Origin of the sequence: Mucilaginibacter gotjawali, from assembly GCF_002355435.1 — a bacterium.
GTDB lineage: Bacteria > Bacteroidota > Bacteroidia > Sphingobacteriales > Sphingobacteriaceae > Mucilaginibacter > Mucilaginibacter gotjawali.
Map to the genome: position 1 here is coordinate 4,670,046 of NZ_AP017313.1, position 17,975 is coordinate 4,688,020.

The following is a 17,975-nucleotide window of genomic DNA, read 5'->3' on the forward strand; positions in this document are numbered from 1 at the left end:
CAACCTACATATTCCTCCGGTACTGCCCTCCAACCTCATACAACGCATGCGAGATCTGCCCCAGGGAGCAATATTTACAGGCCTCCATCAGGCTCTCAAAAATATTGCCGCCGGCAATGGCGGTTTGCTGCAGGGTTTTCAGTAATTGAGGGATGCGGTCTTCGTTGCGGTGCTGAAACTCGTGCAGCGCTTCTATCTGGAACTGTTTTTCCTCTTCGGTTGCGCGGATCACTTCGGATGGAACAATGGTAGGCGAGCCATTTTTATTGAGGAAGGTATTTACGCCGACGATCGGGTATTCGCCTGTATGTTTAAGGGTTTCGTAGTAAAGCGATTCTTCCTGGATCTTGCTACGCTGGTACATGGTTTCCATGGCGCCCAGTACGCCGCCGCGGTCGTTAATGGCCTTAAATTCGGCTAAAACAGCTTCTTCCACCAGGTCGGTCAGTTCTTCAATAATGAAAGCGCCCTGTATAGGGTTTTCATTTTTGGCAAGGCCGAGCTCGCGGTTGATGATCAGTTGGATCGCCATTGCCCTGCGCACCGATTCTTCGGTAGGCGTGGTGATGGCTTCGTCATAAGCATTGGTATGCAGGGAATTACAGTTATCATAAATGGCGTACAAAGCCTGCAGTGTGGTGCGGATATCGTTAAAGTCGATTTCCTGCGCGTGGAGCGAGCGCCCGCTGGTTTGGATATGGTATTTCAGTTTTTGGGAGCGGTCGTTCCCTTTGTATTTATTTTTGATGGCCTTGGCCCAGATGCGCCTTGCTACACGGCCGATCACGGCATATTCAGGATCTATCCCATTGGAGAAAAAGAACGACAGGTTGGGCGCGAAATCATCAATATGCATCCCCCTGCTCAAATAGTACTCAACATAAGTAAACCCGTTTGAAAGGGTGAAGGCCAGCTGTGTAATAGGATTGGCCCCGGCTTCCGCAATATGGTAACCGGATATGGAAACCGAATAAAAGTTACGTACTTTCTGGTCAATAAAATACTGCTGGATATCGCCCATCATCCGCAAGGCAAATTCAGTGGAGAAAATGCAGGTATTTTGCGCCTGGTCCTCTTTTAAAATATCCGCTTGTACGGTGCCGCGAACGGTTGCGATGGCTTTGGCTTTTATTTTTGCATACACATCGGCGGGTAAAACCTGGTCGCCGGTGAGGCCAAGGAGCAATAGACCAAGGCCATCGTTGCCGGGGGGTAACGCAGAAGCCTCACCTAAATCCTCTCCAAAGGAGAGGACTTTTTGATCTTCTTCAATTTCTTTAGGCCCTTTTCCCCCGGAGATTTTTGCCTCACCTAAATCCTCTCCAAAGGAGAGGACTTTCCTATCTGGTTGATTAAATAATGTTTCTTTAATAATTTGGATTACCCGTGTTGTATTATTAGCTATTTCTTCATTAGTAAAACGGATAACTTTAAATCCTTCATTATTTAAAACCTTTGTTCTGATGTCATCTTCTTCCTTAGTTGCCTCATGATATCCCCCATCAACTTCAATAACCAATCCTTTTGGTAAACAAACAAAGTCAGCAATATACCCATCAATAGCATGCTGCCTTCTGATCTTATAACCAGTTTGATTATTTCTCAATAACTGCCACAATATATTTTCTGCTGGGGTTTGATTTTGCCTGTTTTCTCTTGAGTTTGCCTTCAATGTCTCCCAAATACGCAAATCACCAGTCATAAAACCTAACCTTTTATCACCCTCTCCTTTGGAGATGGCCGGGGTGAGGCTTTTTAAGCCCTCTCCTTTGGAGAGGGTTTGGGTGAGGCGATACGCAGGCCGGGATAACCCTTTATCATCATACAACTCCTTAAACTTCGCTTCTACCAAATGCTCCAGCTGATGTTCTTTGATATATTTTTCGCATTGCTGGTCGATAGCTGCGTTCATAAAAAAGCCAAGCAGCATAGGCGCCGGACCGTTTATGGTCATGGAAACGGAGGTCGACGCACTGCAAAGGTCAAAGCCGGAATACAGCTTTTTGGCATCATCCAAAGTGGCGATGCTCACGCCGGAATTACCTATTTTACCATAAATATCGGGGCGGGTATGCGGGTCTTCGCCGTACAAGGTAACCGAATCAAATGCTGTGGACAGGCGGTGCGCAGGTTGCCCGAGCGATACATAATGAAAACGTTTATTGGTACGCTCCGGACCACCTTCGCCGGCAAACATGCGGGTTGGGTCCTCCCCTTCGCGTTTTAACGGGAATACACCTGCCGTGTACGGGAATTCTCCCGGCAAATTTTCGGTGAGGAGCCAGCGCAAAATATCGCCCCAGGCCTCATATTTCGGCAATGCAATTTTGGGGACCTGCAACTGCGACAGCGAGGTATAATAAAGCGGCTGTTTGATCTCTTTATCCCTTACCTTATAAATAAAATTTTCGGCGGTATATTGTTTAATGGTTTCGGGCCATTGTTTTAACAGGCGTTTGCATTCCGGATGCAGATGGTCTTCGAGATGTTTTTGAATTTCCCGTAGGGGCGCAAAATTTTGCGCCCACACGTTGTGGGTTTCTGATTGCCCGGTTAGGGGCGCAAAATTTTGCGCCCCTACCAGTTCTATTGTTCCCTGCACCTGGTACAATTGCTGCGCAATTTTGCATTGCTCATTCACCCAGCGTTTGTATTCCACGCTGCTTTCCACAATTTCAGCTAAATAGCGGTTCCTGTCAGGCGGGATGATGTAGATCTTTTCCGATTCGCCGGTGTGCAAATGGGCGATGTGTTTTGCATCGATAAAATCGGCCCCGGTTTTTACTTTGATGGCTTTCATTAATGCCTCAAAAAGGGTATTCATGCCCGGGTCATTAAATTGCGAAGCCATGGTACCGTAAACCGGGATGTCTTCGTCTTTGGCATCAAACAAGTGATGGTTGCGTTTATATTGCTTGCGCACATCGCGGATGGCATCCAGCGCGCCGCGTTTGTCGAATTTATTGAGGGCAACGATGTCAGCAAAATCAAGCATGTCGATCTTTTCCAGCTGGGTAGCCGCGCCGAATTCGGGGGTCATTACGTAAAGCGACAGGTCGCAGTAATCCGTGATCATGGTATCCGACTGCCCGATGCCGGATGTTTCCACAATGATAAAATCATACCCGGCAGCTTTGCAGATATCGATACTTTCCTGCACATGTTTAGACAGCGCCAGGTTAGCCTGCCGGGTAGCCAGCGAACGCATGTACACCCTGGGGCTATTGATGGCGTTCATCCTTATCCTATCGCCTAGCAGTGCCCCGCCGGTTTTGCGTTTGGAAGGGTCGACAGAAATAATAGCCAGCGTTTTATCTGTCTCCATCAAAAACCGGCGGACGATCTCATCCACTAAAGATGATTTCCCCGATCCGCCAGTTCCGGTAATACCCAGTACAGGTGTATGATTGGTGCTAATGAGTTTATGAACCTCTGATAAAAAATTATCCGCTTCTTTTGGGTAATTCTCTACGATACTGATCGCGGTAGCAATGGATTTGATATCTTTTTCGGGCAAGTGTTTTAACTCACCGTTGAGTTTTATTTTATGCTGAAAGTCGCATTGCTGCAGCATATCATTGATCATGCCCTGCAGGCCCATTTTGCGGCCATCATCCGGAGAGTAAATGCGCGTGATGCCATATGCCTGCAGTTCCTCAATCTCGTGCGGAAGGAATACGCCGCCGCCGCCGCCAAATATTTTGATGTGGCCGGCGCCGCGTTCTTTCAGCAAGTCGTGCATGTATTTGAAATACTCGAGATGCCCGCCCTGGTAGCTGGTGAGCGCAATGCCTTGTACATCTTCCTGGATGGCACAATTCACTACTTCCTCAACAGAGCGGTTGTGCCCCAAATGGATCACCTCCGCGCCGGAGGATTGCAGGATCCTGCGCATAATGTTGATAGTAGCATCATGCCCGTCGAACAAAGATGCTGCGGTTACAAAACGGATCTTATAGGTTGAATGATACGGGGCGATGCTTTCCATGCAGGCAATAATTAGTTGTCTGCAAAATTAATTAAATAAACCTTGCATAAACTATTAATTGTTTATGGCCTATTGTTGATGGTTCATGGAAAAAACATCATTGTTTTTTTCAGACGTTGACAGATGCACCCGCTGCTCCTTACCCGTATCGATTATTTCTTCTATCTTGATGCCCGGCTCCCCATTCTTATTTCTTCCATACCTTCCAGCTACTTGCGGGGTCAGCCGCTGATGCCCTGTGTTTCTGGGGTGGAATTTTCAAAAACAAAGCGGCCATCCTGTCGCCAAGCGCAGCTGCCTTTGTCCAGTCTGCTTTGGCCGCAGCTTTGTTATTGAGTGTATAATACAGCTTTCCCCGCTCAAGGTAGGCGCCGCTGTTTGACGGATTTAATTCAATTGCTTTTGAAAAATCCGCTATCGCGCCGGTGTTATTCTTCACAACCACATTTACATAACCACGCATATAATAAGCATAAGGCAAATTAATGTTGCCGTCAATCGCCTTATTCAAATCAGGTAATGCAGCGGTGGGATTGTTCATTTCCAAATACAAAGCTGCGCGGTAATAATAGGCTTCGCTGTAACCAGGGTCCAGCGCAATTGCCCTGCCGAAATCAGCTACGGCCTCTGCACTTTGCCGCAAACCCGCCCTGGTTATTGCCCTGCTGTAAAAAGCCGATGCCACCTGCGGGTCTATCCGGATGGCCCGGTTCAGGTCCTCAAGCGCCCCCGCATAGTCATTTGTCGCCAATTTAATGCATCCCCTGTCATGATAAGCTTCGGCAAAATCAGGGTTAAGGCTTATTGCTTTATTAAAATCCGTAGTTGCACCGCTGTTGTCGTCCATTTTCATTTTCACTTCAGCGCGATCATAGTACGACTCAGCATTATCCGGGTTGAGAATAATTGCCTCAGATAAATCGGCACCGGCTGCACCGAAATTACCCAGTTTTAAATTTACGAAACCTCTTTTTTCAAAAGCCTCGGCATTTTTGGGGCTCAAATTTATTGCCTCATTAAAATCTGCAAGGGCTTCATTATAATTATTGAGTTCAGTCCGTGCAAGGCCCCTATAAAGGTACGAGGCGCCCATTTTCGGATTTAAAGCGATGGCTTTCCCAAAATCATCCATTGCACCGTAGGGGTCTTTAAGCCTGCTTTTTGAAATGCCGCGATCGATATAAGCTTCGGGCTGTTTATCGTCAAGCTGGATAGCTTTATTCAGGTCCTCGAGCCCGCCTTTAAAATCAGCAAGGCCATTTTTTGAGTTGCCCCGGTTTACATAGGCAGTAGCATCGTTGGGGTTAATGTCTATTATTTTGTTAAAATCTGCCATCGCGCCGTTAAAATCACCCAGCCTGTTTTTTGCGTTGCCCCTGTTTGTATAGGCTATAGTGCTCTTCGGGTTTAACGCTATGGCGTGGTCACAATCTTCCACCGCACCTTTATTGTCGTTAATATTCATTTTCGCATAAGCGCGGTTAGCGTAGGGCAGATCGATATTAGGGTTGACAGCTATTATTTTAGAAAACTCATCTATGGCGCCTTTGAAATCTCCCTGCTGTATTTTGATAATGCCCCGGTAATTGTAGGCTTCCAGATTGTTCGGATTCAATGCTATTTCTTTGGTAAAATAGGTCATTGCACCATCAAAGTCATTCTTGCTGTATAGCTCGACGCCTTTGTCAAAAAAAGGATCTTTGCTTTGGGCAATTGAAAATAGTGGCAGGAAGAATAGTAAACAAAGTAGCGTTTTTTTCATATGCGATAAGGAACCGATTGTTAATGATGTCAAATATAAAATAATCCTAAATTTTTAGGCCTAATTTATTTGAGCAATGGTGCTATTTAAGATTATGTTTTATATTAGTGCCATAAATATATGAAACCTTTTTACCTTACTCAATTTAAAATCGCAGCAGCTTTTGGGCTATGTTTAGTCTTACAGTCGTGCGTACTAGTCCCGGGTTCCTGGAAAAACGACAAGATCAGTTCCGGCAAACGTGATGATTTTCACACGCTAAATAATGGCGCGCTCAAATACCTTAAAGCCAATGATCCCAAAGGCCTGGTACCATTTTTATCAAAAGATATGATCGCGGCTAATAATGAGCGGACAGTTGAGCAGATCAGCATCGAATTGAAGGCACATGATTATGCGCTGATGGACGAATTTTACGTGGTGAATAAAAGCATGGGCGACGATACCATCCTTGCGAAAGGCCCCGAAATAACCCGTTACGGGCTGAAGTATCCTTATAAAACGACGGAAATGTATTTTGCTTTTTTTACGCCGAAAACATCCGACAATAAATACATGGTAAGCCTTATTTACGGGAAATTTGATTACGGCTGGAAAATCATCAAAATGGACGTTCAACGCTATACGATGAACGGGAAAACCGCACCTGAGCTGTTTGCATTGGCAAAAGATCAATATGAAAAAAAAGAATACCAGGCCTCCCTCAACAACATTTCGCTGGCGATAGATTGTTTTAAGCCAAATGAATATATTCAATACCCGGATGAAGTTGACGCTACACCGTTTTATAACAAAGTACGCGCGAAAGTGAATGAAACCTATCACTATCCGCTTATCCTGCGACAGGTATCCACCGGCCCGATGATCCTGCGTGTTTATAACGATGAAAGTGATGAAGGATCGTACCCGATGATCTATTATATGACGCATTTCCCGCTGAAGGACACCACTGCTGTTAAAAAGGAAAACATGGAAATAAGAAAGGCTGTTGGCAAACTATTTCCCGGTTTGGATGAGAACAATAATTACATATTGTACTCCGCTTTTAACGAAAAGCCGACCGGCTACTCAACTGTTGGGCACTTTGATATGAAAATAAAGGCGCATTAAATATCATATATATTTGATTATGGGCTGTTAACGCTGGATAAAAACCGGTGTTGTCAATTATTACTATCTTTGCGGCACATGCAGGTTGAAGACGCAAAAACATTACAGAGTTACAAGGGGTACAATAACTACGGTGCCTGGCTGAAAGAAAAATATAAAGGCCAGCGGGTTTTTAAGGTTATTGTAGACGGCGGTTTTACCTGCCCCAACCGCGATGGCTCAAAAGGCTATGGCGGCTGCACTTATTGTAATGTTGATTCGTTTACACCATCGGTATCCCGCAACAACCCTTCGGTACGCGAACAGGTGATCCAGGGGGTGGAGCGTGCCCGTAAAGGCAACAAGGCCGATAAATTCATCATCTACTTTCAACCCAATACCAATACCTACGCCCCCACCCATTATTTAAAAATGCTGTATGATGAAGCCCTGAGTTATCATACGGAAGACATTGTGGGATTGTCTGTCGGTACCCGCCCGGATTGTATCGACGCTGAAAAAGTGGCCCTGCTGGAAAGCTATACTGACCGCTTTGATGTCGACATCGAAATGGGCATGGAAAGTATTTATAATGATACGCTGGGGCAAATTAACCGCGGCTGCACCCATGAAGATTTGGTTAACGCTTTAAAACTGCTGGAGAACACCAAACTTTTAACTTGCGTACATACTGTCTTCGGTTTCCCCTGGGAAACCAGGGAAATGATGCTGCGCTATGCGGATGAGATCAACCGTTTCCCGCAGATCCAATTTGTAAAATTCCATCACCTGCATATTGTTGAAGGCTCTGTAATGGGCGTAAAATATAAACGGGAACCATTTAAGTTATTTAGCCTGGAAGAATATGCTGACTTTATTTGTGAATTGCTGCCCCTGGTACGCCCTGATGTAGTTATACAGCGCCTATTTGGACTGAGTGACCTTGACCTGCTGATAGCCCCTAACTGGAAACTAAAAAAGTCGGAAATTCAATATTATATTGACCAGCAAATATTAACACGGGGTGTGGTGCAGGGATCGGAATATTAGTCTGAATCAGAATTTACAGGATTTTAGAATTATCAGAATTAATATTTTTAATATGCAGTGTCACTTACGCTTTTGGCTTTAAGCGAATTCTGTAAATTCAATAATTCTGTAAATTCTGATTCAGACAACCTAACACGCATTTTTGCGTAAACATCCGCGAAAAAATCTATCTTAGAAATTAATTATAATTAAAGCTGTTTTGTCACAAAGGTTACAACAAAATTATATCCCGGCACTCACAGGCGTTCGCGCAATGGCGGCCTACCTGGTATTTATATCCCACTTCGCGTATAAGTTTGATGAAAATTTTCCCCATATCATCCAGCGCTTTTTGGGCGAGTTCCACATCGGCGTAAGTATTTTTTTCGTTTTATCAGGATTTTTGATCACATTCCGTTATTACAAAGATTTCCACCTCACCCGGGACTGGTTTAAACAATATTTAAAAAACAGGGTAGCCCGTATTTACCCTATGTATGCGCTGCTCACCATTGCGGCTTTTGGGTACTACTTTATTACCAGGGACCAAAGCGTAACCAACGGCAGCGGCAACCCGGTAGCGCTTTTCTTTTTAAATATTACGTTTTTGCGCGGTTTTTTTTACCAGTTCTGGAATACCGGGATAGCGCAGGGCTGGTCGTTAACGGTGGAAGAATGCTTTTACTTTTCGGCGCCTCTTATTTTTCTTATCGCCAAAAAGTACCATAAATTTTATATCCAGCCGGTAGTTATCACCCTGTTTGCCATAACCATGGTACTCATCTTTCGCCATATTAACTTCCATGGTTTTTTTGGCAATTTCACTTTTGTGATGCTTTACACCTTTTTTGGCCGCTGTTTCGAGTTTTTTGTTGGCGTGCAACTGGCCCGCTACGTGCTCAAAAACGGCTTTACCCGCACCCGAAATATTAACTTTACCTACACCGGCTTTGTACTCATATTTGTTTGCGTGTTTGTTATGGCGCTGCAGCCCGTTATTAAGCCCTGGCCGGCCGGGTTGGAGACACCAATAGGCATTATTACCAATAACTATTTCCTTTGTATAGCTGTTGCGCTATTCTTTTACGGGATACTTACCGAGGTGACGCTATTTAAAAAATTCCTGCAGCTGCCCTTTATTGAGCTGCTCGGAAAAAGCTCCTATATCTTTTATCTCGTTCATCTAGGCTGGATTTACACACTCATCCAAAGCGGCTTTAATCACTTAAACGATGCTACGTTTGCTGTGTATGACAAGTGGGGGGTCGACTGGCATTCGCCCTTTGAATACGATTGGCTAAACCTTATTTACGTTTTTATCGTATTAAACGCCGTTTCGGTAACATTATTTAAGCTTATCGAGGAACCGTTGAATCATTACATCCGCAAATCCGACTTTTTGGTGAAGTACAAACCAAGGCCAAAAGGGATTGCAGATTAAATGTTTGCAGGTTAACACCTATTTGAGAATTAATGAAAACAAGGCGTATATTTCCTTTTGCTTTTTGCCTGCTGATGCTTTTTATATTACCATATAAAACATTTGCCGGCTTCCCTATAGGTAAATACCGCAACCTTGTGGTGCCTTCGTTTAGCTACTATACGCAAACCGATCATTTTGATATTCATGGTAACTATATAAAAGGCGCACCGGGCGCACGTTTCAGCTCTTTTTCGGCTAATCTTTATGTGGGCTATGGCATCAGCCGCAGGCTCGACCTGATCATTAGCGTACCCTATTTGTACCAGGTAAATAACCTGGGGCAGGGTAAGTCCATTATCAGCCAGGGCGCCGGCGACCTGGTAGCCGGGTTAAGCTATAACCTGGTAAATTTTAAATATGTAAGGTTCCTGTCAGTACAGGTATCAGGTATTGTCCCGCTTTATACAGTACCGGTAAATGGCAATTCAGCATTGGGGCTGGGAAACAGCGGTGGCGAAATAAAATTGATGTATTGCGGCAGCCTGCCAGGCTTTATAGCCGATAAGGGTTACTTTAATACCGAAGTAGCTTACCGAAGGTATTTCGATGTGCAGGGGCCCGACCAGCTGAGCTTTTTGGCCACTGTAGGCATCCCCGTCAGCTGGCACAACCAGGTGAGCCTTGATGTTTCCGTTTTCAGGTCCTTCAGTTCAAATACAACTTTCAATATTAATTATAATGCCGAAAGAAATTATGCTTTTGTGAAACCCCAGCTCAATTTCGGCCACCAGTTTTCACGCCGGTTTTCAATGTTCCTCGGCGGTTATTATGTTCCTTACGGGATAAACACGGGTTTGGGCTATGGAGGTTCGGTAGTAACCATTTTTAAATTATAATGATGAAAAGAATTTGCTGTTTGTTTTTCCTGGTCGCCGGCATACTCATCGCAGGAGCCTCAAGGGCCGGCGCTTTCCAGCAGCAGCAACAGGAATTTCCGGAACCGCCGCAAACGCAGGAGACCGGCGATATCGTTTTAAAACCAACACCAAAAAGCGATAACGGCATTTTCAAAAAAAACGAAGAGATTGTTTACCGTTTAAAAATAACCAACAATACCAACAGCTATAAACAGGGGAAAATTTCGTACCTGCTGACTACCGACGAAGGGAAAAAAGTAAGGCTTGATTCCGTCCACCTGTCCATACGCGGCAACTCATCAAAAGAAATTTTGGTAAAGATGCTGCCAAAGCCGACCGGCTTTTACCGCATTAATTTTATGGTGAACACGCCGGATTATGATGACACCGTTAGAAAGGTATTTGGTGTGAACCCGCAGGAGATCCGTTCGCAATTACACAAACCTACTGATTTTGAGGCTTTCTGGAAACAATCGCGCGTGCAGCTTGAAAAGGTTGCGCCCAGGTACAGGGTATTGGAACGCGGGGACCTGTCGACCGACCGCAAGAAAGTTTACTCGGTAGAAATGCATTCCTTTGACGACCTGGTGATCCGCGGATGGCTGGTGATCCCCCGCGATGGCAAAAAATTCCCGGTGCATTACCGCGTACCCGGTTACGTGGTTAGCCTTAACCCCAATATGGACAGTGATGATTTTATTGCTTTTGATATTAATGTAAGGGGCAACGGCAACAGCAAGGATGTGATCAATATCGGCACGGACAACTATTGCCTGGTAAATGTAGAGAATAAGGATAAATACATTTACCGCGGGGTATACATGGATTGTATCCGCGGCCTCGATTTTTTATGTACGCATGAAAATTTAGGCATCGATACCTCTAAGATCTTTGTAGAGGGTGGCAGCCAGGGCGGTGCGCTTGCACTGATTACTGCCGCGCTGGATAAACGGGTTAAACTTTTAACCATGCAGGTGCCGCTGTATGCAGATATGCATGATAATATGAATATTTCCGCAACGTACGATAAACAGGTCTTCCCTTTTAAGGTATTCAGGAGATATAATGATATTCACCCGGGCTTTAACTGGGATAAATTTTTCGGCACTTTTGATTATTATGATCCGCAAAATTTTGCGCCCATGGTAAAATGCCCGGTTTTAATGGGTATCGGCCTGTTGGATCAGTTTTGCCCGCCACGCTGCAGCATGGCGCTTTTTAACCACATCAGCAGCGCCAGCAAGGAGTATGTTTGTGTACCAAACTCCACACATGAAGTAAATATGGAGTATTTCATGTTTCAAAACGTTTGGCTGCGCGAAAAATTCAGGATCCCCTGAAATTCAAATTGTTAAAAAGTTAGTAAGTTATAAATCGTATATTCATTAAAAAAGTAAAACTTTAACCGAAAAGAACTGTGATTGGGCCATATTTTTACTATCGGTAAAAGTTGGTTAAATTCCGGCACGGAAATAGCCATAACAAATAGTTAATAATACCATGGAATACCGTTAAATAAAATTCCGGCGTTTTAAATTATTATAAAAATGGCTTAACAGATACGTTAATATGATACATGTTTCTAAAATAACTTTGTCTATAATTTGCTGCCTTTTCATGCTCGGCGGCATGCAGCAGGCTTTTGCTCAGGAGGGTGAAAACTCCGGTACGATGACAGATACGGTGATCACACACAGTAAAGATGGCATTTTTAGTTCCACAGCTTCCTATACTTTCCAGGTGAACAGTACTTTTAAAAATACCGAGGAAGGCAAGGTTTCGTACCTTGTAACTACAGAAGCCGGTAAAAAAGTAAGATCTGATTCGGTTAAAGTAAAAATAGCGGGCCACGGTTCGGGGAGTTATGATTTTGATGTAGTGGGATTAAAACCCGGCTTTTACAAAATTAATTTTATGGTTGACGTTGCCGATTATAACGATACGCTGCGTAAAGCCTTCGGCATAAAGCCCGAGCTGATTAGTTCACAATATGGTAAGCCTGCTGACTTTGAAGCCTTCTGGCATGAAGCGAGGCTTGAACTGGACAAAGTAAAACCGGAGTATAAAGTTACAGAAATACCCGACACGGCAAAAAATGACAAGCGCCGTGTTTTTGAAGTTGAAATGAAATCCATCGACGGTATGGTGGTACGCGGATTTTTAACCGAGCCTATCAATAATAACAAAAAGAAAAAATTTGCCGTATTGCTGGGTTTGCCCGGTTACCAGGTAACCCTGGGACCCATGGTTGGTAATGACCCGGATGTAGCGATCTTTACATTAAATATCCGCGGATCGGGCTATAGCCGCGATGTGATCAATGTGAGGCGTGAAGATTACATTGTGCTTAATTTAGAGGATAAAAGCAAGTATATTTTGCGTGGCGCGATAATGGATTGCGTACGCGCGGTTGATTTTATTTACAGCAGGCCCGAATTAAGGCATGATAATATTATTGCAGCCGGTGGCAGCCTCGGCGGATTTTTGGCCATTGCAACTTCCGGAGTAGACAAACGCATAAACTTCTGTTCGGCGGCGAACCCCATTTTAAGCGATATCCGCAATTTGGTTAACGAGGTTGACTGGCCGTTTATTGATATCAGGAAGTATGTAAATACCCGGCCCGGTTTAACAATGGACAAAGTGCTTGATAACCTTGATTACTTTGATGCTAAGAATTTTGCAACAGACATTGAATGCCCCACTTTAGTTGGTATGGGTATGGTTGATAACATAGCGCCGCCGAATACCGTATACACCCTTTATAATGGCATCCGGGCACCCAGGCACCTGATTGTTTTCAGGGATCTTGGGCACGAGATAGGTAGAAAATATGTAGTGTACGAGGGCCGTTGGATGCGGGATACTTTTGCACTGTTTTAAAATTAAATTAAAATCAATGAGCCTGTTAAAAAGCTTTACAAAATCTTTATTATTCGTTTTCATTCTTACCCTGTGGTTTCAGAGTAAAACTTTTGCAGACGGGGGCTTCCCTGTGCGCCCGGGAAGGTTATTGATATCGCCATCGGTAAGTTATTTTTTTGCAAGCTCACGGTGGGACTCCACAGGGGTTAAAAAATCATTTCCGAATAGTGGGAAATACACGTCGGTAGGTGTTACGCTATATGGCGAATATGGCATCAGCAGGCGCTTCGCTGCAATAGTAAGCCTTCCCTATGTTTACAATGATTTTACGCAAAATGTTGCCCCGAAAAATTACTCAAGTTCGGGCCTGGCCGACCTAGAAACGGGCATCAGGTATTACCTGGCCAATATTGATTTTATTTACTATTTCTCGTTACAAGGTACGGCTATCACACCAATGTACACCAATAATACAGCCCTTGGCTATGGCGAAGAAGGCGGCGAGCTAAAGCTGGCGTTTTCGGGTTCGGGCCATTTAGGCGATCTGAGCACTTACTTTAATGCTGCTGATGGCGTTCGCCAGTATTTTGGCACCAATGGCCCTATCCAAAACAGGTATAATGCTACCTACGGCCTTTCGCTCGATGAAGAGTTTATGAACCAGGTTTCGTTAACCGTTAGCGGCATTAACTCCTGGAGCAACGATAAAAGTTTCAATTCCGCAGTTCCCGGAACAAACAAAGACTTTAATTTCCTGCAGGCCTCATTAAGTTATGGACACTCCTTTACCCACGAGATCTCGGTATTTTTAAGCGGCGGCCAATTTTTGACAGGCCGCAATACAGGTGTCGGCACAACGGTATCGCTTGCATTTATTTACAGGTTGGATTACCGGTAATTGGTTGATTGGGTTGATTAAGTTAGATTGGGTTGATTAGGTTTTGTCTGGTCGAACTAACTGAATCAACCCAATCAAATCACCGTCCCAAACAACCGCTCAATCGCTCCTACCCGGTAATCGAAAATTTGTTTTACCTGCTTTTCAACCAAAATAGCATTGGCGAGGCGACCGATGGCGCCGTAAGGGATGGCGTAATCAAGGATGTCCGTCATTAAAACACCTCCTTCTATTGTTTTAAAATGATGCTGGTGGTGCCACAAAGCATAAGGTCCAAAACGCTGCTCATCAACAAAATATTCACCTTCCTTTACATGGGTAATTTCTGTCATCCAGTTCATTTTTAAACCTAAAAAGGGCGAAATGATATAGGTGATCAGCATCCCCGCGTACATTTTTGTTTCGGGGGTGTAATCGGAGGTTATCTTAAATTGCATCCCGTCGGGGGTAATTTTCGATAGGTTAAGTGGTGAGGAAAAAAAGTCCCAGGCTTCTTCAATGCTGATGGGAATAGCTTGTTCTGTTTTTAGATGGTATGTTTTCACAAAGCAAAGTACGGGAAAATAGAGCTGATAGTTTTAATAATAACACATTAACTGTCTATCCCCAGGCGCATCCACACCAACAATTTTTTAAACCCCGCTTTTTCATATGCCTTGATGGCCCCCAGGTTATCGTCATAAACTTCCAACCGCATTTCGGTAATATGCCGCTCCCTGCACCATTCCTTTAAGCCTCCGATGATCATTTGGTTTACGCCCCTCCCCCTGAATTCCGGCTTTACATACATAAAACCCAGATAAGCATGTTGCGGATGTTTCAGGTAGTCTTTAACATCTTCAATCCGTGCGTACCCGCTGCCGGCCAGTTCACCATCGCATTCCGCAACCAATAACTCCACATCCCCTGCACCGATCATCGCCTCAAGGTCGTAATAGTGAATCAAACCCTCTTTTAAAGTGCTGTCAAAAGGCCGTTCGGTAGTAACAATGCCCTGTTCAAATTCAAATAAAGTTTGCAGGTCGCTGTAAACAGCTTTTCTAACAATTATTTTATCCATACCTTGGTATTAGCAGGGGGTAAATTAGGAAAAATTTTGAGAGGTAAGTATTCCACCGGGATAAATTTCCGGGAAATAAGGGGGAGAAAAGCACTCCGGAAAGAACAAAGCACTCCGGCGAGATGTTTTATTTCAAAAACATCAGTTCAAATTACTGCACTATTTTGTTAGCGCAATACGAGCTTGCAAAAGCCTCCGGCTTGGCCTTAAACACAAAGCCCATGCTTAAAATGTAACCCATCGCTTCATGCAATGCCTGGTTCGATTTAAACATCGGGTTGGTGTTAATGTCGGCGTGTACTTCAAGGTCAACATCGTACAGGTCAAGCAGGTCGCAAAGTTTGTAGGCGATATCGATTGATTTTTGCACCTCCGTCAGCATTCTTTCTTTAATGCTCATTTTTTGCGAGGTACGTTCCTGCTGGATGAACATGAACCCTCCTTTTTGCTCGCGTAAAAAAACAATCACGGTGGCAAAATCGGTTACGTTACCTTTCACCTGCGAATCTGTTCCGATACATACTTTAAGCTTGTTGCCGAGGTCGGTTTCCCTTTCTATGGCCTTTTCAACCTCTTCGATAATGGGCGCTTGAATGATCTCGCCGCTAAATTTTCTCCAGGTCATATAAAAAATTTAAGGTTAATTTATGAGTGACCTTTTTTAGGTCTATAAAAATAAGCGATATACTTTTATATAAACGTCAAGAACATGTGATTTATTTGTTAACATTATATTGAATGTTAACAGGTTAGGGTCTCGATGTGCAAATATGCCGATGTGCGGATGTGCAGATTGGGGAATTTGAAAATGGGTTGATTTGAAAATTTGAAAATGAAAGGTTTAAATCTATCTTTAATAAAAATTCAAAAAATGAAATCAACCAGATGGGGCTTACTTGCTGCTGCTATGCTGATGGTAACAGCCTGCAAAAACAAATCAGATCAGCAACGAACCGTATTTTTTGATAAATCGGGGATGGATACCACGGTGAACCCTGCTGATAATTTTTTTATGTATGTTAACGGCAAGTGGATAAAAAACACCAAAATACCGCCGTCAGAAACCGGTTGGGGTGGTATGTACACCATGACCGTTGACAATAAAAAGCAATTGCATGATATTTTGGAAGAAGTTTCCAAACAAAATAATGATAAGGGCAGCAAGGAACAAAAGGTTGGCGATCTGTATCTGAGCGGCATGGACACCGCCGCCATGGACAAATTGGGCTACGAACCCGCAAAACCTTTACTGGTAAAAATAAGCGGCGTTAAAAACTACAAGGACCTGGTAAATATATCGGCTGATACGTTTAATGATGGCGATGGCTTTTTATTTGGGTTTTATGTTTCACCTGACGACCGTAACAGCAAAATGAATGTTGCCCATTTTGACCAAACCGGGTTGGGTATGCCCGACCGGGACTATTATTTTAACACCGACTCGGCCACCGTAAAAATACGCGCTGCTTATACAGCCTATATTGCAAAACTTTTCGCATTAACCGGCACGGATGCAGCAACAGCTAACAAAAAAGCTGCTGATATTTTAAAATTGGAAACTGATATTGCGCAATCGCATCTCGCGCCGGTTGAATTACGCGACCCGGTGAAAAATTACCATAAATTTTCAATAGCGGATTTTAAGAAGCTGATGCCCGATATTGATGTCAAAAATCTATTTCACCGGATGCATATAAATGCGGATACTATTTTGGTTGGTCAGCCTAAGTATTACGTTGCGTTGAATAATTTATTAAAGTCGCAGCCAATTGATGTTTGGAAAGACAAGGTAACCTTTATGGCCCTGGATGGCGCAGCTGCAGCTTTAAGCAAAGACTTCAGGGACGCCCATTTTGCATTTTACAACAAAGCTTTGGAAGGGCAAAAGGTGGCGCAACCGCGCTGGCGCGAAATGGTATCTACTATTGATAACGGCCTGGGCGAGTTGCTGGGCCAGATTTACGTTGCCAAATATTTTCCGCCGGATGCTAAAACCCGGATGGCCGAAATGGTTGCCAACCTGAAGGCAGTTTATAAATCACGGATAGAAAAGTTGGTTTGGATGAGCGCGCCTACCAAAACAAAGGCGCTCGAAAAGCTGGCGGCCTTCACGGTTAAAATTGGCTACCCTGATAAATGGAAAAAATATGATGACGTAGAGATTAGTAAGGATGCTTATTATCAAAACATGAAATCCATCGCGAAGCATAACTATAATGAGCAGTTGAAAAAATTGGGTAAACCTGTCGATAAATCGGAGTGGTTTATGACACCATCAACAGTGGATGCGTATAATAACCCCACCAATAATGAAATCGTTTTCCCGGCAGGCATACTGCAATTTCCGTTTTTTGATAAGGACGCAGATGATGCCATCAACTACGGTGCAATAGGCGTAGTTATAGGACATGAAATGACCCACGGCTTTGACGACCAGGGACGGCAATATGATAAAGATGGCAACCTTAAAGACTGGTGGACAGCCGATGACGCCGCTAAATTTAAACAACGTGTACAGGTATTAATCAATCAGTACGATGGTTACACGGTACTAAACGGCATCCACGTTAAAGGAGCCTTAACCCAGGGCGAAAACCTGGCCGATAACGGCGGTATGGCCATTGCCTACGAAGCCTTTAAAAGAACTGAGCAGGGCAAAGGTGATACCAAAATTGACGGATTTACGCCAGATCAGCGGTTCTTTTTGTCGCTTGCGCAATTATGGCGAATGAAGATCAGCGATGAGGCCACACGCTTAAATATTAATACCAACCCGCATTCGCCGGCCATGTACCGTACCAACGGGCCAATGTCCAATATGCCATCGTTTTATAAAGCCTTCAACATTAAACCCGGTGATAAAATGTACCGGCCGGATAGTTTGAGGGTGAAGGTTTGGTAAGGAATGTGCTAATTTGAAAGTGTGGGGATTTGAAGATTTGAA

Annotated in this window: 13 protein-coding genes; 8 read left to right on the forward strand and 5 right to left on the reverse strand. The window is 44.0% G+C overall.

The window, feature by feature from the left end:
* Positions 1-4: 4 nt before the first annotated feature.
* Positions 5-3,988, reverse strand: a complete 3,984-nt coding sequence (locus MgSA37_RS28625) for a methylmalonyl-CoA mutase family protein (protein ID WP_172885353.1) — start codon at positions 3,986-3,988, stop codon at positions 5-7.
* A 187-nt stretch (positions 3,989-4,175) separates the two neighbouring features.
* Positions 4,176-5,750: a tetratricopeptide repeat protein gene (locus tag MgSA37_RS20610; RefSeq protein ID WP_096354613.1), complete on the reverse strand. Its 1,575-nt coding sequence runs from the start codon at positions 5,748-5,750 to the stop codon at positions 4,176-4,178.
* A gap of 120 nt (positions 5,751-5,870) precedes the next feature.
* On the opposite strand from MgSA37_RS20610, the gene MgSA37_RS20615 reads away from it, so the two are divergent.
* The 7 genes from MgSA37_RS20615 to MgSA37_RS20645 all read left to right on the forward strand — a co-directional run bounded on the left by MgSA37_RS20615 (position 5,871) and on the right by MgSA37_RS20645 (position 13,971).
* Positions 5,871-6,860: a hypothetical protein gene (locus tag MgSA37_RS20615; RefSeq protein ID WP_096354615.1), complete on the forward strand. Its 990-nt coding sequence runs from the start codon at positions 5,871-5,873 to the stop codon at positions 6,858-6,860.
* A 78-nt stretch (positions 6,861-6,938) separates the two neighbouring features.
* Positions 6,939-7,889 carry a TIGR01212 family radical SAM protein gene (locus MgSA37_RS20620; RefSeq protein WP_096354617.1) on the forward strand — a complete coding sequence of 317 codons (951 nt, stop codon included), beginning with the start codon at positions 6,939-6,941 and terminating at the stop codon, positions 7,887-7,889.
* Positions 7,890-8,088: 199 nt separating this feature from the next.
* On the forward strand, positions 8,089-9,309 hold the full coding sequence (locus MgSA37_RS20625; protein WP_157750662.1) for an acyltransferase family protein: 1,221 nt from the start codon (positions 8,089-8,091) through the stop codon (positions 9,307-9,309).
* A 32-nt stretch (positions 9,310-9,341) separates the two neighbouring features.
* Positions 9,342-10,187: a hypothetical protein gene (locus MgSA37_RS20630; RefSeq protein WP_096354620.1), complete on the forward strand. Its 846-nt coding sequence runs from the start codon at positions 9,342-9,344 to the stop codon at positions 10,185-10,187.
* Entirely contained in the window at positions 10,187-11,548 is a 1,362-nt protein-coding gene (locus MgSA37_RS20635; protein ID WP_096354622.1) for an acetylxylan esterase, read from the forward strand. Before MgSA37_RS20630 ends, MgSA37_RS20635 begins: the two co-directional genes overlap by 1 nt.
* Before the next feature lie 229 nt (positions 11,549-11,777).
* Complete coding sequence (locus MgSA37_RS20640; RefSeq protein WP_096354623.1) at positions 11,778-13,091, forward strand: acetylxylan esterase; 1,314 nt, start codon at positions 11,778-11,780, stop codon at positions 13,089-13,091.
* A 16-nt stretch (positions 13,092-13,107) separates the two neighbouring features.
* Entirely contained in the window at positions 13,108-13,971 is an 864-nt protein-coding gene (locus MgSA37_RS20645) for a hypothetical protein (RefSeq protein WP_096354625.1), read from the forward strand.
* A gap of 74 nt (positions 13,972-14,045) precedes the next feature.
* Here MgSA37_RS20645 and MgSA37_RS20650 read toward each other — a convergent pair whose 3' ends face one another.
* The 3 genes from MgSA37_RS20650 to MgSA37_RS20660 all read right to left on the reverse strand — a co-directional run bounded on the left by MgSA37_RS20650 (position 14,046) and on the right by MgSA37_RS20660 (position 15,656).
* On the reverse strand, positions 14,046-14,516 hold the full coding sequence (locus MgSA37_RS20650) for an SRPBCC family protein (protein ID WP_096354627.1): 471 nt from the start codon (positions 14,514-14,516) through the stop codon (positions 14,046-14,048).
* A 47-nt stretch (positions 14,517-14,563) separates the two neighbouring features.
* Positions 14,564-15,031: a GNAT family N-acetyltransferase gene (locus tag MgSA37_RS20655; RefSeq protein ID WP_096354629.1), complete on the reverse strand. Its 468-nt coding sequence runs from the start codon at positions 15,029-15,031 to the stop codon at positions 14,564-14,566.
* A gap of 151 nt (positions 15,032-15,182) precedes the next feature.
* Positions 15,183-15,656, reverse strand: a complete 474-nt coding sequence (locus tag MgSA37_RS20660) for a ribonuclease H-like YkuK family protein (RefSeq protein WP_096354631.1) — start codon at positions 15,654-15,656, stop codon at positions 15,183-15,185.
* Between the two features lie 246 nt (positions 15,657-15,902).
* On the opposite strand from MgSA37_RS20660, the gene MgSA37_RS20665 reads away from it, so the two are divergent.
* On the forward strand, positions 15,903-17,933 hold the full coding sequence (locus tag MgSA37_RS20665; protein ID WP_096357633.1) for a M13 family metallopeptidase: 2,031 nt from the start codon (positions 15,903-15,905) through the stop codon (positions 17,931-17,933).
* Positions 17,934-17,975: the final 42 nt, after the last annotated feature.